The following is a 22,283-nucleotide window of genomic DNA, read 5'->3' as shown; positions in this document are numbered from 1 at the left end:
TCATGGAGTTAAGACGTTTTGGAACATCCGATCTATTCGTATCCCCGCTTGGGTTCGGAGCTGGTCACATCGGCGCAGAACAGATGACGGATCGCGAAGCAGTTTATTTACTCGAACAAGCACGTGATCTTGGCATCAATCTGATCGATACAGCACGCGGCTATGGCTTATCGGAGCAACGCGTCGGACAATTTCTAAAGAATCGTCGGCACGACGTCATTCTGTCGACGAAAGTCGGCTATGATGTTCCCGGTACGCAGGACTGGACCTTTGAAGCGGTCCATGGTGGCATCGATCAAGCCTTACAGACGATGCAAACGAATCATCTCGACATCGTACACTTACATTCTTGTAGTCGAGAAATCCTCGCTCAAAGTGACGTCATCGAAGCGCTTGAACAAGCAAAACAAGCTGGGAAAGTCCGAGTCATCGCTTATTCTGGTGACCGAGAAGATTTGCAGTATGCCATCAAAACGAAACGCTTCGATAGTTTCCAGACATCCTTCAATCTGTTTGATCAACGCGTCGATCAAGTCTTACCTACACTTTTGAATCACGGGGTCATCGCCAAACGTCCAATCGGTAATGCACCGTGGCGCTTCACGGATCGTCCGGTCGGACAATATGTTGAACCATACTGGGAACGAGCACAACAATTGGCTTATCCACTCGAGGAATCTAGCTGGCTTGAGACCGCGTTACGTTTTACAATTTTCGAACCAGGAATCACGACGGCCATCATCGGAACGTCTCGACCAGAACACCTCGCTTTGAACCAGCAATTGATTGAACGTGGTCCACTCCCAGCTGACCGCGTCAGTCAATTGAAGGAACGTTTTTCCGAATGTGATGCCACGTTCGATTATGTTTCGCAAACGTAAGTGAGCAGTCACAGAAAAAAAGCCCGTATGTCCACTCGTTCAAGGAGTGCATACGGGCTTTTTTCGCGCTTAGAACTTTTTCTTTTTCTTCTTTTCGAGCACGACGATCGCTTCGACGTGCGCTGTTTGTGGGAACATATCATACGGTTGAATGTACGATACCTTATATCCCGCTTTCATCAAATGATCGCAATCACGTGCAAGCGTCTGCGGGTTACACGAGACATAGATGATTTTTTTCGCCTTAGACGAAATCATTGCGTTCAATAACTGCGTATCACAACCTGAACGGGGGGGATCGACGATAAAGACGTCTGGAATCCAGCCTTCCTTCACCCAACGTGGAATCCATGCTTCTGCCTTACCGACGACATAATGCGCATGGTCAAAGCCATATTGCTTCATATGCGCATTCGCATCTTCAACTGCTTCTTCGATGATTTCCATACCACGGACTTCTTTTGCACCCTTAGCAATCCAAAGTCCGATTGAACCGACACCTGCGTAAGCATCGACGACACGTTCTTCGCCTGTCAAAGCAGCAGCACGCGCGATCTCTTCATACATCCGCTCTGCTTGTTCCGGATTCAACTGGAAGAAGGCGCGTGGCGACAGTTGATACGTGAACTCGCCCATCTCTTCTTCAATCCGTTCGACACCACGCAAGACTTCCGTCTCTTCTCCAAAGACACGTGACGTTAACTTATCATTGATGTTCAGCGCGACCGAGACGACACCTGGAATGTCCATGATATCGCGCGACAAACCCTCTAGATCACGGAAGCCGTCTTTAAAGGCAACGAGCACGACTTGAATTTCACCCGTTTTGATTCCTGTCCGGACGACGATATGGCGCATGACACCGTCTTGTTTTGCTGCATGGTAAACAGGTACTTTATAATCGTTGAGTAATTTCGTGACAGCTTGGTTGACACGAAGCGTATCCTTATTTTGGACGACACAATCATCGATTGCGACCAGACGATTCGAATTCGCAGAATAGAGACCACTAACGATTTCATTGCCTTGTTTCCCGACGACGAATTGTGATTTATTGCGGTAACCCCACTCCTTCGAACCAATCGTCGGACGGATATCGGCCTTTTCGACATTCAATTTCGTTGATTTTAAGAACGCATTGCGAAGCATCTCTTCCTTATAACGCAATTGCCCATCGTAACTCATATGTTGTAATTGACAGCCACCACAGACACTATAGACTGGGCAAAGTGGTGTCACGCGGTCTGGTGAACGATCGTCACGCTTTAAGATTTTCGCATTCGCATAGTTCGCATGAATTTCCGTGATCTCGATTTGTGCCGTCTCACCTACAAGCAATCCTGGGATGAAGACGATTTGTCGCTCGAGCGTCGCGATCCCTTCACCGTTGATGCCCATCCGTAGACACGTGACTGAACGGACCTCACCTGTCTTTAATTTGATTTTTGTTGCCATCGATTTCATCCTTTCCGTTTGTGCAAATGAAAAAGCGGTCTCAATCTACCGCTTTTTTCGTTTCTTCTTGTTCTTTCATATCCTTCGCATACCGAACGACTTTTGCCTTGAGTTGATCTAGTGATACGATCAGTCGTTCCAAATCTTCGATATCTGATGATTCATCGAGTGAATCGATTGTATGACAGAGAAGCTGTATTCTTGATTTTAGCACATTCATTTGACCAAGTTTATCAGTTCTTGCTTTTCCCATTATTCAGACTTCCTTTCTTCCGCTGGATTCCGACGTTATTTTAGCATACGATACGAAGTGGAGAACTAAAAAGGAGGAGTATCTATGTCACATTCATCACACATCACGATCGCGAACGATCCGTGGGAAGCTTATCGCGACATTGAACAATACGGCACGGTCCGTTTGTCGAACATTGAAGTCACGACGACAAAACTGTGTAACATGCGCTGCGAACATTGTGCCGTCGGTTACATGTTATCCAGTAGCGAGTCACCTGAAATCCCTGTCGAACTGCTTATTCAACGTCTGGATGAAATCGAACACCTACGCGCCTTTTCCATTACAGGCGGCGAACCGATGCTTTCAATGAAGTCCGTCAAGGAGTACGTCGTCCCTTTACTTAAGTATGCCCACGAACGTGGCGCTAAAACCCAAATCAACTCAAATTTAACACTTCCATTATCTCGTTATGAATTAATTATCCCTTATCTCGATGTCTTGCATATCTCACATAACTGGGGAACAGCCGATGATTTCATCGATGGTGGCTTTGCGATGATGGAGCGAAAACCGTCACGTGAAGCACGAACGAAACTATTTGAAACGATGAAAGAGAATGCTCGTGTCTTGAATGCACGTGGTGTCATCGTGTCTGCCGAAACGATGATCAATAAACGGACGTTGCCACATCTTGAAGCGATCCATAAGGAAATCGTCGATATGGGCTGTGTCCGTCACGAAGTGCATCCAATGTACCCAGCTGACTTTGCGTCGATGATCGAAGCCGCTAGCTTATCCGAAATTCGCAATGGAATCCATCGTTTGCTCGACGTCCGCGATCCGAACGTCTGGATGTTGTTCGGAACACTTCCTTTCTACGCATGTTCGATGGAAGAGGCAGATTTAGAATTGCACCGTCGCTTGCGTCAAGAAAAAAGCGTATCGGTTCGCAATGACCCTGATGGTCGTTCTCGTCTTAACGTCAACATCTTTGATGGTGAAATCATCGTAACCGATTTCGGTGACGAACTCGCTTCGCTCGGTACGATTCACGAGACGTCCTTCAATGATGCGTATGCCCAGTGGCAAGAGACAGAACTGAATAAAAGCTTGTCATGTCACTGTCCTGCGGTGCAGTGTCTTGGACCGAACGCGCTTGTGAAAAACGCATATTACCCTGAGATTGATTTCACAAAACAATCGAGTCGGCTTTAAGAATCAAAAAAAAGGTTTTGAACGATGGCGTCCCGGGAAAAATGTCACAAAGTAGACACATTCTGTTTTATAAAAAGGGGTGACCGGGATGGAATGGCTCGTAGGTATTGTCGCAATCATCGGTACGTTCAGTATGGTCTTGTTCGTCATGATGGTTGGTATTCGTGCTTCACACAGTATCGAACATGATGAAGTGTTCGATCAGACAGATTGGGATGAACATCTCCTGCACATGCCTCGTCCGACACGGTTTGAACAAGAAAATAAATGAAACACGCCCCGGTCTCCCTTTTCGAAGTCCGGGGCGTGTTATGCTAAAAGAAAAAAGAAAGGTCGTCGTTACTTGTGTCACGTCGTTTTGCTCTCATCTTATCGATCGTCTTCATTTCCGGTTTCACACAAGGATTACTGATTCCATTACTGTCCATCTTGTTAGAACGTCAAGGGACATCTGCTTTCATTAACGGACTCAGTGCCGCCGTCCTCTATATCGGTGTCATCGTTGCCGCACCTCTTATGGAAGGTCCGTTACGACGGCGTGGTTATATTCCTGTCATCTCATTCGGTCTTGCCCTTGTCGCAGTGGCTGTCTTCTTATTCCCATTACTCCCAAGCATTATCGCTTGGGTAATTCTCCGCTTCCTCGTCGGTTTCGGTGATCAGACGTTACATTATGGGTCACAAGTCTGGGTAACGTCCATTACACCAAACGAGCGGTTAGGACGAACGATGTCGTTATACGGGATGGCATTCGGTCTCGGTTTTGCCTTAGGTCCTCTTGCTGCACCGCTCGTCGATGTGATCGATTGGTTACCGTTCGTGTTAACAGGAACTTTGACCGTCATCGTTCTGATTTTATTATTCCGTATGCCAAATGAAAAACCGTCGTCCGTTATGCCAGAGGAATTGCAAAGTGCTGCTTCACGGTATCGACTCGTCCTATCGACTGCTTGGTTTACATTACTTCCTGGTTTTACATACGGTTTTCTCGAAGCCACACTGAATGCCAGTTTTCCCGTTTTTGCGACGCGTAACGGATATGGTTTATCCGAGACAAGTACCTTAATCACGACATTCGTCGTCAGCTCATTGATCATGCAGCTACCACTGGGGCGACTTGCCGATCACTTCGGAAAACGTCGGACGTTAGTCACTGTACTGTCGATTGGTTCCGTCGCTTTTCTCACTGCTTGCTTCGCCTTCGAACGTTACGGTTGGTTGTTCGCGATTTTTGCCGTCAGTGGAATGGCACTCGGCTCGACGTATTCGCTCGGTGTTGCCTATATGACAGAACAGCTACCACGTCATCTTCTACCGACGGGTAACTTACTTGCCGGGATTGCCTTCAGTCTCGGTTCGATTCTTGGTCCAATTGCCGGTAGTCTGTTCGTCATACTCCCTTCCATGCTGTATTTCAGTTTATTCGTTCTTGTCTTGACGACGCTTGCGCTTCTATTGCGGTATGCCAAACGTCATGAGACACCCGGAATCTAAAAAACGGACCTTGCGCCATCGATGCGCAAGATCCGTTTTTTTCATTTCACGATTCCTTCTTGCCGAAAACTCCGCCAGAGCTTATCGTCGATCGCATACGGCTGTTCTTTTGCACGCTTCAGCTCTTCTGTCTCGAGCAGCACGACGACCTCTCGACCGTTGATTGACCACACTGAATCGTAACCTCTCTCCGCCTCGATGATTTCCACATCCACATCTCCATGGGTTTCCTTCAACTGCTGACTGACGCACGTTACGACGAACCGGGCAAACTCATCACGTGGACGACGAGTGGCAATGATCTTTCGAACGATCTCATTCCGTTCCATTCGTTTTCATCTCCTTCCGTTTTATAGTCGCACTAGCCTTTCAGACAAGGCCGAATCGGTCTTCACTTGACCGTACAGAAAAAAGCCGAACGGGTCGGCTTGAGCAACGAACGATTGGGAGTTACTTTGATTGAAACTATTTTTGCACGATTCTGAATCTTCGTCAACCTCGCTTTTGAAACCATAACGGAAGGTACGTCGAGACTAAAATACCACTGACAACGAAGAGTAACCCAAGCAACGCTTGCGGTGGAATCGTCTCGCCGAGAATCAAGGCCGATAAACTGACACCATAGATTGGTACGAAGAACATGAACAACGACACTTTACTGACTGGATTATATTTCATTAGTAAGTTCCAAAGCGTAAATCCAGTCGCTGATAAAAATGCAAGATACACGAGCATCCAAGCACTTGGCGTTGAAAAGGTGAATGGTGCGACGTGACCATCGAGAATGACTCCTGCGATAAAGAGACCGATTGATCCAATGACCATCGCCCATCCAGTCATCGGTGCCACCGGATAACGTGCCGAGTATTCTTTGGCAACCAAGTTACCGAACGCCCCGGAAACCATTGCTGCGATCAATAATCCTTCCCCTACTCCAAACGAAACACCTTGCCCACCTTGTGGCGAGTTGGCCAAGATGACACCTGTGAATCCAAGGAATAAGGCGAGTCCTTTAAATCGATTCAGTCGATCGTCTTCATATCGAAAATGTGCCAGTAACATCTGGAAGAACGAAGTCGATCCGGCAATGATTGATCCTTGTACGCCAGTTGACAAAGATAGACCGATATAAAAGAAGACGTACTGCAAGAACGTCAAAAAGAAGCCGAGACGACTATAGGCGTAAGTCCGCTCCTTCAATGTGATCGTCTGTTTGAAGACGAAGACACTGACGACAAGTAACAGCACACCTGCTAAAAAGAAACGATAGCTCGCAAACAGCAATTGCTCTCCGTATTCGGAAGATGTGATCTGTAATAAGTCATAACTTTTTTTAATGAAGGGAAACGCACTTCCCCACAAAAAAGTCGTCAATAATGCAAAGACGACGAGTCCAATCCGATGGGTTAAAATTTTTTGCATCTTTCTAGTTCCTTTCCTGTTCCTTTTCACTGAAACATGATATAGTAATTCTACAGATAATAATAATTATAATCTAGAGACAATGAAACTCATTATCAATCAGTTAAACTCATTGATATATCACATTCTCATTCTCTTTCTATAATGATTTCATTTCTCATTTACATTTTGAAAGGAGTTTTAATATGACGACTTCCACTACTACCGATGTTCAACAGCGTTCCGTATTCCGTCATGCTTGGGATGAGCATCACGAATTGATTCTAGCATTGTTTAGCGGAATATTGATTTTAGTTGCTTACGGACTCGAAAAATTCAATACGGCGTCTGCCGTTTATGTCACGTTGTACTTATCAGCATATGTGATTGGAGGATATGCGAAAGCGAAGGAAGGCTTGACGGAGACGTATCAAGAAAAAACGTTGAACGTCGAATTGTTGATGATTTTAGCTGCCATCGGTGCTGCTGCCATCGGCTATTGGATGGAAGGTGCGATCCTTATCTTCATCTTCGCGTTATCCGGTGCTCTTGAAACCTATACGATGAATAAAAATGAACGGGCTTTACAAAGTTTAATGTCTTTACAGCCAGAGGAAGCAACGCGTCTGAATGCAAACGGACAACTTGAAGTCGTTGGAATCGAGCAACTAGTAATCGGTAACCTCGTCTATGTTCGTCCCGGGGAACGCATTCCGGTCGATGGTGTCATCATTCGCGGTCAAGCAGCAATCGAAGAAGCATCGATTACAGGCGAATCGATTCCGGTTGAAAAACAAACGGGCGATACCGTCTATAACTCGACCGTCAACATGAATGGTGTCTTGACGATTGAAATGACGAAAGCCGCTGATGAATCATTGTTCCAAAAAATCATTCATATGGTCCAAAACGCACAAAGTGAGCAGTCTCCCTCTGCTCAGTTCATCGAACGATTTGAAAGTCGTTATGTCAAAATCGTCCTCCTCGTCGTTGCCCTGATGATGGTCTTTCCTCATTACGTCGTCGGCTGGACATTCGAGACAAGCATTTATCGGGCGATGATTTTACTCGTTGTTGCTTCGCCTTGTGCGCTTGTCGCGTCGATTACCCCTGCTGCCTTGTCCGCAATCGCCGCATCTGCGAAAAATGGCGTTCTCTTCAAAGGTGGAGCACACATCGAGACACTCGGACAAGTCGACACGATCGTCTTCGATAAAACAGGGACTCTGACAACAGGTAAACCCGTCGTTACTGAAAGTCGATACGCGGAAGGAATCGATATCCGAGCCGTCGAACAAGCCGTTGCTTCCATCGAAGCACAGTCGAACCACCCGCTCGCACAAGCGATCGTTGATCACTTAAAAACCGATGTTCGCGAACCGTCAACGTTCAAAGATGTGACAGGATACGGGATTGAAGCAACTGTCGATGGCGTCACGTATCGCATTGGCAAGCGAGCATTCCACGATGGTCTAGACGATCCATTCGTCGCGATCGAACAGTCACTGAAAGAACAAGGGCATACAATCGTTTATGTCAGCAATGGATCACAAATCGTAGCACTTTATGCATTACGTGATACGATTCGTCCGGAAGCTAAAACAGCAATCGCCGCTTTAAACAATCTCGGCATCGCGACGATCATGTTGACAGGTGATAATCCTGTCACGGCAGCAGCCATCTCGCGTGAAGCGGGTTTAACGGACTTCGTCGCTGAATGCTTACCGGAAGATAAAGTGCGCTATATTAAGCAATACCAAACAGAAGGTCGGACCGTTGCGATGGTCGGTGATGGTATCAATGATGCTCCGGCGCTCGCACTGGCACATGTCGGGATTGCAATGGGTGAAGGAACGGATGCTGCGCTTGAGACTGCTGACGTTGTCTTGATGAAAAACGATTTAGGTCGTCTTGCCTACGCCGTGCATAAAGCCCGGAAGATGAACCGGATCGTCAAACAAAACATCACGCTTGCGATCGGTGTCATCCTTCTATTGATCGCATCCAACTTGTCACAGTTCCTAATCATGCCGTTCGCTGTCGTCGGACACGAAGGATCGACGATTCTTGTCATCCTGAATGGCTTACGTCTTCTTCAACAGGATGCTTTACCAACTCTCCCACAGCGTGTATCCGAAAAACGATTAGCCGCTTAATCATTAAAAAAAACGTCTGACTGCCACACGGCAGTCAGACGTTTTTTTGTCTCTTCATCCGAACGTATTCGTCGGAATCGAATCGAGTTCTGCTTGTTCCTTCAAGCGCTTTTCTTCCATCTTCTTCGGATCCGCTTTTTTCATGAATCGTTCCCATGACGCGTTCAATTCAGAACCAAGTAAGATGATCAATCCTGTGAAATAAAGCCATAATAACAAGATAACGACACTACCGAGCGAACCGTACGTCTGATTGTAGTTTGAGAAGTTCGAGACGTAGAATCCAAATCCGACCGATAGTAATTGCCAGACGATGACACCAAAGACGGCTCCTGGGATCGCTTCCTTAAAGGTAATCGGGCGCTTTGGTGCGACGCGGTAAAAGATCGACAGTATACCAATCAATAGAATCGTTGAAACGACGTAACGCAAGACCGTTAATAAGATTTTTTGCCCCATATCGATCGGGAGAACGAAATTCGCAAGATACGTGATGATTGGACCACCAAGAACGTTCAAGACAATCAATAATAACATCCCGATTCCGAGAACAATCGTGAGTAGTAAAGCAATCCCGCGTGCTGCGACAAAACCACGTGGCGAGAAATCACCATAGGCATGGTTCGCTGTCGTGATCAAGCGATCGACACCTTTTGAAGCGGACCAGATGGCAAGAATCGCACCAATCGATAACAATCCCCCCTGCGGATCCTTGATGGCTTGAAAAATCGTATCCGTGAATGTATTGACGGCCCCACCCGGTGCTAAGTCCCGGATTTGCGACTCAAGTGTCTGACGATCAATATCAAAGAACGACAAGACGGAAATGACGAAAATGATACCTGGGAAAATGGATAAAAACCAGTAATAGGCGAGTGTCCCTGCATAATCCGTAATGTTGTGATCGGACATTCGCTGCTTTAAGTTCAAGGCAAGCCCTTTAGGATCGCGTGAATGCGCCATCGTCATCTCTCCTTCCTGAAAAAGAGGCAGTCAAAGACCACCTCATTGTTTTAATATACTTTTCCCATTTTATTTCAACTAAAACCTCATTCGTTTTCAGAAAGAATCAATTTATAGAACGGTTCTGTCATTTCTGCCAATTGTTTGGCAAGAGACGGTGGACGAATCGGCAATGATGGCAATTCGGATCGTTTAATCCAGACTGGTGTATAACCAGACCCTTCCTCTTCGAATTCTTCACCCATACCTGTTCCAAAGCGACCGCCAATTGCTTTCGCCCAAAAATAAGGGTTATCGAATCCGTTAAAACGGACGATGGCAGCAATGCCATTCAACTCCACGTCGACACCGAGTTCTTCATGTGCTTCACGAATCGCTGTCTCTTCTAGTGATTCTCCATCATCTTTTCCACCGCCTGGAAAGACATAATACGTTTCGTTCGGTTTATCCCGTCGAATCAACGCAATTTCATCCTGTTCATTTCGTAAAATGATCGCACTTCGTTGAATCGGCATGACGCCACCCCTTTTCAAAATTAATTCATTGAATGGCATCCAGCATTTCTGGAACGAGTCCATTTTCTGTCGAAGCGATGACTTCTGCCGCGATTTTCATGCCAAGCTTTAATGCCTCTTCTGCTTGTTTTTCTTTTGTCAATTCAGATAAGACAGCAGAGAAGAAGGAATCGCCTGCTCCCGTTGAGTCGACGACTTTTACTTTTTTCGTTCCAACATGACCTGACGTCGCCGTACGACGATCGACGTAGACCGCCCCTAGTTCACTCATCGTCACGACCGTGAATGGAGCACCTTTTTTCGCTAGCTCATTTGCTACATGAATCGCATCTTCTACCGTCACGATTGACAGATCAGACAAAATTTCTGCTTCTTCGCGACTGCAAATGAATCCAGTGAATCCTTGTAACAGATGACGATTCCGTTCAATGACGCTCAAGTGACCACAAACACCAAACAATGGCAACTCCATTTTGCGACATAGATGAATCAAACGTTCCAAGACTGTAACAGACAAATCAAGATCGATGGCAACGGCATCGACTCCATCGAGCGCATAGATTGATTGACGTAAAATCGCCTCTTCGAGCAACTTCGCATCCGGTTGTTTCGAGATTGAGGTTTGCAAGTCACCTTCGTTATCCATGACCGCTAGCCACATACCCATACCATGATCTTCTAACATTTCGACATGATCCACATTCGCACCGTAAGATTTCAGCTCATCGAGCACTCCCACGCCAATCTGATCATTCGTAACCGTCGAGATAAAGCGAACTTCATTCCCGAGGACGGCTAAGTTTTGTGCTACGTTGCGTCCTGTTCCTCCATTCGAAAACGTGATGTCTCCTACGTTTTTCGCATCCTTGTGCAAAGGAGCGAACGAAGTTCCTTTTATGTCGACGAATACTTTTCCGATTACCGCGATTTTATTCATTCCAGTTCCACCTCTAACCATATTTCCTGATTCCCGATCCTTGAATTGATCTTTCAGGCACATTGCTTCAATTATAGTAAAATTTTAAATCAGTGACAACCGAAGCACTTTTTTTCTAACTGTTCGCTATCTTCTCATAAAAAAAACAGCAAGCGAATCGCCTGCTGCTTTGTTTGAATTTAGATGTTCGCAATCACGAGACTGATTGCGAGTAATAATCCGAAAATCGTATTTACTTTACCAGTCTGCGCCATACCAGGCATCAGTTGTTCTGGTGGCAAGTCCTCCCAGAAGAGACGGACCGTTTTAATCATGAGCGGAATACTCAACAACGCGAGTAAGGCAAACCAAGAGACTTCGAATGCCAGTACAGCAATGATGAGTGACAGGACAGCTGCCGCAAAAAATCCGATCAAAACGTACACGGCACGGCGATGCCCTACAAGACAGGCAATCGTTTTTCGTCCGTTGACCTTGTCATTATCCAAGTCCCGAATATTATTTGCAAGCAGGATTGAACCGATCAAGATGGCAACAGGTATCGAAATCGCAACGGCTTCCGTTGGTACATAACCAATTTGCAAGTAGGCAGAGATCGCAATGATGATATATCCCATGAAAAAGCCAGCAACCACTTCCCCAAAAGGTGTATACGCGATCGGTAGTGGTCCTCCGGTGTAAATATATCCGACGAACATCGAGATGAGTCCTACGACAAGTAACCACCACGAAGTCTCGATGCATAGATACACACCGAGTAGTGCGGAAATGCCATACAACGTAAGTGCAAATGCAAGAATCGTACCTGGCTTGAATCCATCACGTACGATTGATCCACCGATTCCGACCGATTCCTCTGTATCTAAACCACGTTTGTAATCGTAGTATTCATTGAACAGATTCGTTGCGATTTGAATCAACATCGATGCGATTAACATCGCTACGAACAAATCCAAGCGTATCGATTCCACACGTGGTGCGACAACTGCCGTACCGACGACGACCGGAACAAAACTTGCTGTCAGTGTATGCGGTCGTGTCATTCGCCAATAGACAGCGATTGATTTATTCATATAATAACCCCTTTCCTGTCTAAGTGTAGCGGGTTTCGTTTTTTGATGTCAATGTTCAATCCAAGATAGCTTATTCCTTCTTTTTTGTCCGCAAAAAGTTTACACTTAGAATAAGTGAAACATATCACAGTATCTACAGACTAGGGGGCAATGAGCGGTATGGCTTACGCTCAACAAGAGCTAAAACAGTGTATCGAACAGGCCGTCAGTCAGGCGAATGCCTCACAACGACCTATACTTGCTTCGTATTCATGGGAAATCGAAGCAACTGACATGCGTTCTCTCGAACAGGGTATCGAGGAACGATTTTATTTCGCGACACCTGATCGCTCGATGCGGGCCATTGGGTTTGGCATCGTACAACAACTTCAGGCTTCAGGAACGGATCGTTTTTTACGAATTCAATCGCAATGGACAAATGTGAATCGCGACCATGTCGGTCATGATTTATTTGCGTTCAGCGGATTCTCTTTCACTGAACTTAACCAACCGGATTATCGCTGGTCTTCCTTTGGAGACGCTTCGATGACGATTCCGAAGTTTTTATTCTTAGAGCAAGATGGTAAGACACGCGTGACGATCTTTGCCCGTGTTGAACCGATGGATCAAGTCGATTCAATCTTAAATCAGCTCGCACTTGATTTCGCCAAAGTTAATCAACCGCAAACACCGACTTCGACAGGCGTCACGCGTTTACGTCTATCTCGGGATGGAAATGAAGCCTTTGAAGCCTCGTTTCAACAAGCGATGCATTACTTGGAGACAACACTTGAAAAAATCGTTTTGGCGCGGGAAGTCGTCTACGAACTGGACCGCCCACTTGATGTAGCCGCTGTCGTTGCTGAACTCGAAGATACACAGCCCGGTAGCTATGTCTTCTGCTTCCAGCCGAATCCGGAAGAGGCCTTTATCGGAGCCACACCGGAACGACTCGTCCAAAAACGTGGACGTCGCCTTGAGACAGCAGCCGTCGCCGGTTCTGCACCGCGCCACGCGACGGATGAGATGGATGAGGCACTCGGTCAATCGTTATTACAAGATCAAAAGAACCGAATGGAGCACGGGATTGTCGCTGATTCGATCGAACGGACGTTATCTGCTTTTTCAGAGCAACTGGATTGTCCGGATACCCCGATTCTCTTAAAAAATCGTCATATCCAACATCTCTATACACCGATCACGGCGCGTTTAAAAGCAGATGTCACGTTATTCCAACTGATTGAGAAACTTCATCCGACACCTGCACTTGGTGGCGAGCCAAAGCAATTAGCGGTCGATGCGATCCAAGAGATTGAAACGTTCGAACGGGGTTGGTACGGTTCACCCGTCGGTTGGATGAATGGACAGGATGATGGGGAATTCATCGTTGCCATTCGCTCTGGATTATTTACGGAACGGGCTGTCATTCTTTATGCCGGTTGCGGTCTTGTTGAAGGTTCTCATTTCGACAGCGAGCTAGCAGAGACGGAAACTAAACTATCACCGATGTTACAAGCTCTTTCACACATTGGTTCGATTGAAAAGGATGATATTTATGTTGACTAAGTGGATGCACACGTTAATTGATACGCTCGTCGCGTCTGGTGTCCGGGACTTCGTCATCAGTCCCGGTTCCCGCTCAACACCACTTGCTATTGCAGCTTTTCTGCATCCGTCTAGCCGTACCCACGTCCTGGTTGACGAACGGTCGGCTAGTTTTTTTGCTTTAGGTTTAACACGGACGGAAGAGCGTGTTCGTCCCGTTGCGCTAATTTGTACAAGCGGTACCGCTGCGACGAACTATTATTCAGCAGTAACCGAAGCTAATATTTTTGAACTTCCATTGATCGTTTTGACTGCCGATCGACCTCATGAATTACGTAATGTCGGGGCACCTCAAGCCATCGATCAGGTCGGACTATACGGCAAGCAGGTTCATCATGCATTTGATCTTCCCTTAGCGGAAGAAGCGAGTCTTCCTTACGTCGCTCATGTCGCACAACGTGCAACCCTGCTCTCCCTGACGGAACCGGCGGGACCAGTTCAAATCAACGTTCCATTACGTGAACCACTCGTGCCTGAACTCGATCTTTTACGAACAGGTCGTTCTGTCGGCGTTTTACCTGAACCGACATCGGGAGTAAATAACGCCTTAGCGATCGTGCTTCAGAAAGAGCGCCTTCTTTTTGTACTTGGACCACAACTTGCTGCCGCGGACAGTCAGATTGTCATCTCGTATGCAAAACAAGCAGGGATTCCGGTCTTAGCAGATCCACTCAGTCAAGGACGGCAATCGCATGATGATCACGTCTTTGCCTACTACGATACATGGCTAAAACATCCGGCCACCGCTCAGCACGTCCGACCGGATCGAATCATTCGTTTCGGCGCCATGCCGACGTCAAAACCTTATCTGCTTTGGTCTCGGGATATTCCGACGACAGTCGTTGGTCATCCAGGGAATTGGCGCGATCCCCAACTCCATTCGGATTTCGTGATTGGTCACGCGCGACAACTCGAACATCATGAGCCCGTTCCGCATGACCCTACGTACCTCAATCTGTTACAACAGGCAGAGCGACGCGTCACCGATGCCTTTACGACGATCGATCAAGAGGAGATGACGGAGTATAACGTCGTCCGCGCGTTAACGACGTTACAAGAAGGAAGCCTATTCGTTTCGAACAGTATGCCGATCCGAGATATTGATACGTTCTTGCCTACAGGAACACCCCTTCGTCTACTCGCGAACCGTGGAGCAAATGGGATTGACGGCATCCTCTCGAGTGCGCTCGGGGCAACGTTTGATGCCAAACACCGCTATTTACTCGTTGGTGACCTGGCATTCATTCATGATATCAACGGGCTGATGACAGCGCGCACGCTTCCGTTAACGATCATTCTCGTCAACAATGCGGGTGGCGGCATCTTTAGCTTCTTACCGCAACAGCAACTGGAGCAAGCGGTGTTCGAGCCACTATTCGGTACACCGCAGCATCTCGACTTCGCCTCCCTCGCCTCCGGCTACGGTGTGACCTATCAGGCGATTGATTCGATTGCTGCGTTACGTCAAGCACTTGCGGAAGAGACGAATGTCACTCGGATACTTGAAGTCAAGACAACACGAATCGAAAACGTACAGATGCATCGTTCGATTTGGGACGTGACGAATCAAGCGTTAGCCGAGGTATTCCGATGATTTTACGCGGTCATCCCTATCATGTGAAAATCGAGGGAGCTGGTCCACCGCTCTTATTACTCCACGGTTTTACAGGCTCCCTCTCGACGTGGGACATGCTAAGTGAGCATTTATCGACTCACTTCACCGTCTACCGCCTCGATTTGATGGGACATGGAGAAACGATACCAGCGTCTAATCAACGAATGCGTTTGACACAACAAGTCAAGGATCTTGAGGCGCTGCTCGCTACACGATACGAGCCATGGATTGTCCTCGGTTATTCGATGGGCGGACGAATCGCCTTAATGTTGAGTGTCGTCTCTGAGCAAATCGCTCGAACAATCGCTGTTAGTACAACACCAGGTATCAAGACGGCAGTGGAGCGAAAAGTACGTCGTGCATCCGATCGTATGTTAGCGGAGCGACTCGAAAAGGATGGACTCGAAGCCTTCATTGATCATTGGGAGACACTTGGATTATTTAAACCTCAAGCGCTTCTCAAAGAACAACAACGCACGCGACTGCGGCAGGAGCGTATGTCTCAAACGGTTGAAGGTCTGAGCGCTTCGCTTCGAGCACAAGGTACAGGAAGCATGCCCTCTCTTTGGTCATGCCTTCCGAAAGAGATTGATTGGATTGTCGGGGAAGAGGACGAAAAATTCCGCGCCATCGCCTTACGAGCGGCATCACCTGAAAAAATTCACGTGATTTTGGATGCTTCGCATGCCCCACATATCGACCAACCGCAAAAGTTTGTTACAATGGTAAAGAATCTACTTATTCATCACTAACATATTGGGGGAATTCAAATGAAATACGCTCCGGAATGGGTATCAGCCCGTAGCTATGAAGACATCAAATATGAACAATGGAACGGGATCGCAAAAATCACGATCAACCGTCCAGAAGTTCGCAATGCGTTCCGACCACACACGGTCCATGAACTCATCGACGCATTTTCACGTGCACGTGACGATCAAAACGTCGGCGTCATTATCTTAACAGGTGAAGGCGATCTCGCATTCTGCTCTGGTGGAGACCAAAAGGTACGCGGACATGGTGGATATGTCGGCGACGATGAAATCCCACGTTTAAACGTCCTTGATCTTCAACGTTTGATTCGTGTCATCCCGAAACCAGTCATCGCTATGGTCGCAGGTTATGCGATTGGTGGCGGGCACGTCCTTCACCTCGTGTGTGACTTGACGATCGCTGCAGACAACGCCCGCTTCGGACAAACAGGTCCAAAAGTCGGTTCATTCGATGCTGGATATGGCTCTGGTTACCTCGCGCGCGTCGTTGGACACAAGAAAGCGCGTGAAATCTGGTACCTCTGCCGTCAATATGATGCACAGCAAGCACTTGATATGGGACTCGTCAACACGGTCGTTCCACTCGCGGATCTCGAGCAAGAAACGATTCAATGGTGTGCCGAAATTCTTCAACATTCACCAACGGCTCTTCGTTTCCTCAAAGCGGCATTCAACGCCGATTCAGATGGTCTCGCAGGGATTCAGCAACTCGCAGGAGATGCAACATTGCTGTACTACACGACAGACGAAGCAAAAGAAGGACGCGATGCGTTCAAAGAAAAACGCAATCCTGACTTCGGACAGTTTCCGCGTTTCCCATAATGAAAAAAAGGTTCAATCGTCTTACGACATTGAACCTTTTTCGTATATTCATCAAAAAGGAAGTGACTATTTTGTATCCTTGGATCTATACACGGGCAAAAGAGCAACCGGATGACATCGCGCTCATTACGGAAACGGAGCGTTGGACGTGGTCTGAACTATATGCACGCGCGCATCGTTTGGCGAGTACGTGGGCGACGATTGTGACACGCGGAGACCGGATTGCTCTTTACGGTCCATCCAGTGCACAGTATATCGTCGCTCTTCACGCTGCTCAATTGCTTGAATTAACCGTCGTCCCGATCAACACTCGACTAACGCAAACGGAAGTGCTGCGCCAATTCAAACAGGCAGATGTGCGGCTCGTCGTAACAGACCGGATACTCGATACAGCGATTCCGTGTCGAGCTTTTTCTTATGAAAAAGAAGCGCCCGATCTGTTAATACGCCATATGCCTAAACAATACGTCCAATCAATGCTCTTTACGAGTGGTACGACCGGACATCCGAAAGCTGTGGAACAAACGATGTTGAATCATTTCTCGAGTGCGACGAATGCCGCTCGTCATATCGGATCACTGCCAGAGGATCGTTTTTTGATTGTCACACCACTGTTTCATATGAGTGGGTTAGCCGTCGTCTATCGAGCGGTCATCTATGGAGTGCCGATCATTCTCGAGCCACATTTTTCACCAGAACGCGCCTTACACTGGATTACGACGGAAAAAATTACACATGTCTCACTCGTCTCAGTCATGCTTGATCGGTTGCTCGAAGCCGGACTACGTCGTCACGCGCTTCGCGTCGTACTGACAGGGGGTGGTCCTGTTCCATTACCGATTCTGACGCGTGCACTCGACCGCAATATTCCCGTCATGCAGACATATGGGATGACGGAAACAGCTTCTCAAATCGCGACTCTTCTGCCTGAGGATGCCTTACGAAAAATCGGATCAGCTGGACAAGCCATTTATCCGACGCAAATCCGGATCACGCGCCACCAAGAAATCGAAGTCAAAGGACCGACAATCATGAAAGGCTATTTTCATGATGAAGAGAAAACGGCAGACGCCTTTACAGCAGACGGTTTTTTCAAGACTGGTGACTTAGGACGTTTGGACGCCGATGGATACCTGTATGTCCTCGATCGTCGAAGTGATCTCATCATCTCAGGTGGGGAAAATATTTACCCAGCTGAGGTCGAATCAGCACTTCTCTCGATTGATGGGATTCAAGAAGCAGGTGTCGTCGGACGATTCGATGCTAAATGGGGACAAGTTCCGGTTGCCTTCATCGTAAGTTCACTCGATGAAGCCATCATCCGAACGGAAATCAGTCAATTGCTCGCCAAATATAAATGTCCGGTTGATTACATCTATCATAGCGTTTTGCCACGCAATGCGAACGGTAAACTATTGCGGAAACAACTGAAGGAGTCATTATGAGCATCACCCTCCGGTCTGCCGAATTGTTCGATGTACCGCTCGTCTTTCGTCGTCCGATGCAAACAGCACTCTCGACGTTAACGATACGCAGGACGACGATTTTGCGCCTGACCGATTCGGAAGGACGAATGGGTTATGGGGAAGGAGTCGCGTTTGATACACCGTGGTATACGTCCGAAACACAACATTCTCTGCAAGGAATCGCTTCACTGCTGTACCAGTTACTTGACCAACCGCTCCATCATCCAGCAGATGTCACGCACCGCTTCCGCATCGTGCAAGGCAATCCGATGGCAAAAGCGATGTTTGAAGGAGCAATTTATGAATTATTCGCAGCAGCTGCCGGACAATCGCTCGCTACGTATCTCGGAGGTGATGAATCATCCCTCGTACCTTGCGGGAAAGCACTCGGACGGGCTTCTGCAGCGCAGACCGTCGAAGCCGTCGGACAAGCGATCGCCTCCGGATATGGACGGATCAAACTGAAGCTCGCTCCGACGGATACTGTCGTTCTTGAGCAAGTACGTGCGGCTTTCCCTGATGCGCCCTTGATGTTTGACGCTAACGGCAGCTTCATAGAAGCAGACTTTCCTTTATTACAGCATTGGGATTCATTCGGTCTCGTTATGATGGAACAACCGCTCGTAGCGTCGGATTGGTCCGGACATCAACGTCTCGCTAAACTCTTGCAGACACCGATTTGTCTAGATGAATCCATCGTCGCTCCAGCGGATGCCGATTTGATGAAGACGCTTCACGCTGGTCAGATTCTGAATATCAAGCCGGCACGTGTCGGTGGGCTGACGAACGCTTTGTCCCTTCGAACAAAAGCGCCCTACTGGCTCGGAGGGATGTTCGAGAGCGGCATCGGACGTCGTCAGACCCTTGCTTTCGCGACACTTCCAGGGCTCGCTTATCCGATCGATATGGCAAGTACGGAGGATTATTTTGAAGAAGATTTGCTCGAGACCCCGTATCATGTCGAACACGGACACATTCGTTATTCCGCTCCAGCCGTATCCGAATCACAGTTAAACAAATTGGCAACGTCCCGGATATCCTTATAATAGGAGCACTACGACGAAAAAGGAGGCTGACTCAAAAAAGAATGACGCGTCTTTTCACGCCCTTTCCTCAGGCGAGACACAAGCCAGCTTTCCTGCCTTATTCAAGCAGGAAAGCGGGTCTTGTTTGTCTCTGACAGCGCAAAGATGCGCTTTTTCCTGTAGGAGTTGCGTGAAACGCGTCATTCTTTTTGTTATGAGATAAGGGTGGCAGATTATCATTCTGCCACCCTTACTTTTGTGGAAACTGACTTTTGAGTCAGCCCCCTTCTCGTGTTTTACTATATGAGCTTTTCTTAGAACGATTCTTTGCCTTCGACTTTCGTCAAAATCTCATACCCGTCCTTTAAGACGACGACAGTGTGCTCAAACTGTGAGACAAGGCTCCGATTTGGTGTGTATAACGTCCAGCCATCCCGCTCATCTTCGATACAGAACTCGTCTCCTGTTGAAATGAACGTCTCGACAGCAATGACTTGCCCTTCCTTCAGCAGATCGTTTTCTTCACGATTGAAGTAGTTCGAGATGGATTCCGGCTCACCATGAAGTGTCTTCCCGAGACCATGCCCCGCTAAGTTACGGATGACGGTGAAACCACTCTTACGCGTTTCAGCATAGATCGCTTTTCCGATCTGATTGACCTTCGTTCCGGCTTTGACCTTCTCGAGTCCTTTTTCAAGCGCCGTCAATGATACTTCAACGAGTCGGACATCTTCCGGACGTTTTGCTTCTCCTGCGATGACTGTTTTCCCCGTATCCGAATAGTAGCCATTCTTCACAGCTGAGACATCGACATTAACAATATCCCCTTCTTGAATGACATATTTACCGGGAATACCGTGTGCTGCGATATCGTTGACACTGATACATGTCGCTCCCGGAAAATCATACATGACGATCGGGGCAGATTCTGCTCCCTGCTCCTTCAGAATACGTGCTCCGATGTCATCAAGTTCCTTTGTCGTGATTCCTGGTTTGACGGCATCCGCCATCTCGTCGCGCGCCATCGCGACGATGCGTCCAATTTCTCGTAATGCTTCATAATCATAATCTAACACTTTCATTTCCTCCTCATTCACTCAATCGTTCTTGATATAGATAATCTGCGGAGATATCCGCAAATAAGAACATGCCATTGCTGAGCGGCATACTAAACGTCCGCGTTTGTTCACTCGAGCTGAAGTCGACGTACCGTTCCGACAGATATCCGCTATGCCGTCTCTCCATTGCTACCGTCGTCCGGATAAAGTAAGGACGAAAACTCCAGTTGTATCCCTTGTAGAAGGAATACAGTTTCCACTCGCCACTCTTTTTACTGACATTCGAAGACTGTTGGAAGCCATTCGCGTCCGTGATGTAAAACCGGATGAATTCCGGCTCCATCTTCCGGGCGAGCATTAGCAACCATTGATCGAGATCTTGCTCCGACTTCAAGGACTGACAATACTCATTAAATCGGACTGTCCAGTCTTGCTCCAGTTGGAACAGGCGATTCATCTGTTCCCGATCATATTTATAGAACATTGGGACTTCATGGATCAAGACCTCCATTCCAGGACAAGTCATGACCCATTCCGGCGCAGCCTCTCCTAAAAGATTCCCCATGTAATAGCGTCCACCATGCTGCCACGCATATCGAAGTTGACCAAGATGACTGATGTTTTTATACAAAAGTGGCGCTCCAAGCTGATCACAAAGGTGCTCCATCGTCTGTAAGAGATGCGGATATGATGCTGAGACGGTCTTTTTCTCAATCATTGAAGATAGATCGACGATCAACATATCCGGCGACATCGAAAAGACGCGTTCGAGACTCGTTGCTTCCGCGCGATCCAGCGCTACCTTCAGTCCAGAATTCTGATAGTACGCGACGATCCGGCCCAGACGATCAAAATCATCGACTTGAACATCCGTCAAAGTAACATACATCCGTTCTTTTGGAAACGACGAGTCGACCGTACGTAAAACATGCAAGAAATCTTCCCCACCGTTCTCAAACAACCAAGCCGGACGACAACGGATCAGGATGAACGCTTGTGTATCGGAGGGTACTTTTTGGAATGCTTGACGGACGACATGTCCCATGACTTCGAGCTGATACTCGATCGGAACATCATCTTCCTGAAAAAATGGTTTTAACGGTTCTCCACGAAAATGGGACTGGATTTCATACCCTTCCACCTTAAAAGGGGCAGCGCCTACGATCGGTTGAAACCACGCCTCTATCTCTTCGGGATGAACGATGACATCTAATGCGTCCATTCTATTCCCCCCTTGTACTCTTGTTCTATCTTAACAAAAAAGGAGCCTCTCTGTAACGAGAGAGCCCCTGTTTTACGATAACGTCGTATCTTTCCGCATTGCGATATACAAATACACACCGAATGTCGCCGTCAAGTAGATGATACTCAGAACACCGTATTGAATCCCAACAGCTCCGCCCTTACCAATGGCCAGCACAAGAAAGATGATGCCACCAAATAATAAGGTCGCTAACGGAATATAACGAAAATGTCCTTTTGTCGTCCGCTCACAAATCTTTTTCGTCGCGACGATCAGTGCAACGAGACAGACGGATGCTGCTACATAAATGGTATACACGAATGATTCAGCCCTCTCCCTATCGTTCATGGCTCATTTTATCATGACCGCTTA

The 22,283-nt window shown here is 47.4% G+C and carries 21 protein-coding genes and 1 pseudogene; 11 read left to right on the top strand and 11 right to left on the bottom strand.

The annotated features are described in order from the left end of the window. Window positions 1-2: 2 nt before the first annotated feature. Window positions 3-881, top strand: a complete 879-nt coding sequence (locus tag HZS85_RS13545; RefSeq protein ID WP_214856503.1) for an aldo/keto reductase — start codon at window positions 3-5, stop codon at window positions 879-881. Between the two features lie 69 nt (window positions 882-950). Here HZS85_RS13545 and rlmD read toward each other — a convergent pair whose 3' ends face one another. Together rlmD and HZS85_RS13535 are read right to left on the bottom strand one after the other, a co-directional pair. Next, entirely contained in the window at window positions 951-2,336 is a 1,386-nt protein-coding gene (rlmD, locus tag HZS85_RS13540) for a 23S rRNA (uracil(1939)-C(5))-methyltransferase RlmD (RefSeq protein ID WP_214856502.1), read from the bottom strand. Between the two features lie 40 nt (window positions 2,337-2,376). Continuing rightward, window positions 2,377-2,589 carry an SE1561 family protein gene (locus HZS85_RS13535; RefSeq protein ID WP_214856501.1) on the bottom strand — a complete coding sequence of 71 codons (213 nt, stop codon included), beginning with the start codon at window positions 2,587-2,589 and terminating at the stop codon, window positions 2,377-2,379. 84 nt (window positions 2,590-2,673) lie between these two features. Between HZS85_RS13535 and yfkAB the strand changes: the two genes are divergently transcribed. The 3 genes and pseudogenes from yfkAB to HZS85_RS16900 form a co-directional block, all read left to right on the top strand. Next, the gene (yfkAB, locus tag HZS85_RS13530; RefSeq protein ID WP_214856499.1) at window positions 2,674-3,786 is read left to right on the top strand and encodes a radical SAM/CxCxxxxC motif protein YfkAB; all 1,113 of its coding nucleotides are present in this window, start codon (window positions 2,674-2,676) and stop codon (window positions 3,784-3,786) included. Between the two features lie 88 nt (window positions 3,787-3,874). Further along, window positions 3,875-4,057, top strand: a complete 183-nt coding sequence (locus tag HZS85_RS13525) for a hypothetical protein (RefSeq protein WP_023467292.1) — start codon at window positions 3,875-3,877, stop codon at window positions 4,055-4,057. 68 nt (window positions 4,058-4,125) lie between these two features. Continuing rightward, window positions 4,126-5,280 (top strand): annotated as a pseudogene (locus HZS85_RS16900) (MFS transporter); the annotation flags it as partial. A 41-nt stretch (window positions 5,281-5,321) separates the two neighbouring features. Here HZS85_RS16900 and HZS85_RS13515 read toward each other — a convergent pair. Beyond that, complete coding sequence (locus HZS85_RS13515; RefSeq protein WP_023467290.1) at window positions 5,322-5,609, bottom strand: hypothetical protein; 288 nt, start codon at window positions 5,607-5,609, stop codon at window positions 5,322-5,324. Window positions 5,610-5,772: 163 nt separating this feature from the next. Then, entirely contained in the window at window positions 5,773-6,702 is a 930-nt protein-coding gene (locus HZS85_RS13510; RefSeq protein WP_214856497.1) for a DMT family transporter, read from the bottom strand. Window positions 6,703-6,887: 185 nt separating this feature from the next. On the opposite strand from HZS85_RS13510, the gene HZS85_RS13505 reads away from it, so the two are divergent. Beyond that, window positions 6,888-8,837, top strand: a complete 1,950-nt coding sequence (locus tag HZS85_RS13505) for a heavy metal translocating P-type ATPase (protein WP_214856496.1) — start codon at window positions 6,888-6,890, stop codon at window positions 8,835-8,837. 54 nt (window positions 8,838-8,891) lie between these two features. On the opposite strand, the gene HZS85_RS13500 is transcribed toward HZS85_RS13505, so the two are convergent. The 4 genes from HZS85_RS13500 to HZS85_RS13485 all read right to left on the bottom strand — a co-directional run bounded on the left by HZS85_RS13500 (window position 8,892) and on the right by HZS85_RS13485 (window position 12,325). Then, a complete protein-coding gene (locus tag HZS85_RS13500; RefSeq protein WP_035412690.1) occupies window positions 8,892-9,800 on the bottom strand; it encodes a YihY/virulence factor BrkB family protein in 909 nt (302 codons plus the stop codon). A gap of 86 nt (window positions 9,801-9,886) precedes the next feature. Next, window positions 9,887-10,315, bottom strand: a complete 429-nt coding sequence (locus HZS85_RS13495; protein WP_035412687.1) for an NUDIX hydrolase — start codon at window positions 10,313-10,315, stop codon at window positions 9,887-9,889. 25 nt (window positions 10,316-10,340) lie between these two features. Beyond that, entirely contained in the window at window positions 10,341-11,252 is a 912-nt protein-coding gene (locus HZS85_RS13490; protein WP_214856495.1) for a guanosine-inosine kinase, read from the bottom strand. A 179-nt stretch (window positions 11,253-11,431) separates the two neighbouring features. Beyond that, the gene (locus HZS85_RS13485) at window positions 11,432-12,325 is read right to left on the bottom strand and encodes a 1,4-dihydroxy-2-naphthoate polyprenyltransferase (protein WP_214856494.1); all 894 of its coding nucleotides are present in this window, start codon (window positions 12,323-12,325) and stop codon (window positions 11,432-11,434) included. A gap of 159 nt (window positions 12,326-12,484) precedes the next feature. On the opposite strand from HZS85_RS13485, the gene HZS85_RS13480 reads away from it, so the two are divergent. The 6 genes from HZS85_RS13480 to menC all read left to right on the top strand — a co-directional run bounded on the left by HZS85_RS13480 (window position 12,485) and on the right by menC (window position 19,631). Continuing rightward, window positions 12,485-13,870 (top strand): isochorismate synthase, encoded by a 1,386-nt coding sequence (locus HZS85_RS13480; protein ID WP_035412678.1) that lies wholly within the window; start codon window positions 12,485-12,487, stop codon window positions 13,868-13,870. Further along, window positions 13,860-15,503: a 2-succinyl-5-enolpyruvyl-6-hydroxy-3-cyclohexene-1-carboxylic-acid synthase gene (gene menD / locus HZS85_RS13475; RefSeq protein ID WP_214856493.1), complete on the top strand. Its 1,644-nt coding sequence runs from the start codon at window positions 13,860-13,862 to the stop codon at window positions 15,501-15,503. Before HZS85_RS13480 ends, menD begins: the two co-directional genes overlap by 11 nt. Further along, window positions 15,500-16,276: a 2-succinyl-6-hydroxy-2,4-cyclohexadiene-1-carboxylate synthase gene (gene menH, locus HZS85_RS13470; RefSeq protein WP_214856491.1), complete on the top strand. Its 777-nt coding sequence runs from the start codon at window positions 15,500-15,502 to the stop codon at window positions 16,274-16,276. The genes menD and menH overlap by 4 nt, the downstream gene beginning before the upstream one ends. An 18-nt stretch (window positions 16,277-16,294) precedes the next feature. Continuing rightward, on the top strand, window positions 16,295-17,119 hold the full coding sequence (gene menB / locus HZS85_RS13465; protein WP_023469886.1) for a 1,4-dihydroxy-2-naphthoyl-CoA synthase: 825 nt from the start codon (window positions 16,295-16,297) through the stop codon (window positions 17,117-17,119). Window positions 17,120-17,190: 71 nt separating this feature from the next. After that, on the top strand, window positions 17,191-18,564 hold the full coding sequence (menE, locus tag HZS85_RS13460; RefSeq protein ID WP_214856489.1) for an o-succinylbenzoate--CoA ligase: 1,374 nt from the start codon (window positions 17,191-17,193) through the stop codon (window positions 18,562-18,564). After that, window positions 18,561-19,631 carry an o-succinylbenzoate synthase gene (menC, locus tag HZS85_RS13455; protein ID WP_214856488.1) on the top strand — a complete coding sequence of 357 codons (1,071 nt, stop codon included), beginning with the start codon at window positions 18,561-18,563 and terminating at the stop codon, window positions 19,629-19,631. The genes menE and menC overlap by 4 nt, the downstream gene beginning before the upstream one ends. 293 nt (window positions 19,632-19,924) lie before the next feature. On the opposite strand, the gene map is transcribed toward menC, so the two are convergent. The 3 genes from map to HZS85_RS13440 form a co-directional block, all read right to left on the bottom strand. Then, window positions 19,925-20,686, bottom strand: coding sequence for a type I methionyl aminopeptidase (map, locus tag HZS85_RS13450; RefSeq protein ID WP_023467279.1), 762 nt, complete (start codon window positions 20,684-20,686; stop codon window positions 19,925-19,927). Between the two features lie 13 nt (window positions 20,687-20,699). Beyond that, complete coding sequence (locus HZS85_RS13445) at window positions 20,700-21,890, bottom strand: EAL-associated domain-containing protein (RefSeq protein WP_056063615.1); 1,191 nt, start codon at window positions 21,888-21,890, stop codon at window positions 20,700-20,702. 72 nt (window positions 21,891-21,962) lie between these two features. Then, a complete protein-coding gene (locus HZS85_RS13440) occupies window positions 21,963-22,229 on the bottom strand; it encodes a hypothetical protein (RefSeq protein ID WP_035412663.1) in 267 nt (88 codons plus the stop codon). Window positions 22,230-22,283: the final 54 nt, after the last annotated feature.

The sequence above is a fragment of the Exiguobacterium sp. s130 genome, assembly GCF_018619055.1.
GTDB lineage: Bacteria > Bacillota > Bacilli > Exiguobacteriales > Exiguobacteriaceae > Exiguobacterium_A.
The sequence above is the reverse complement of the archived record's forward strand: the minus strand, read 5'-3'. Positions and strand labels throughout refer to the sequence as shown.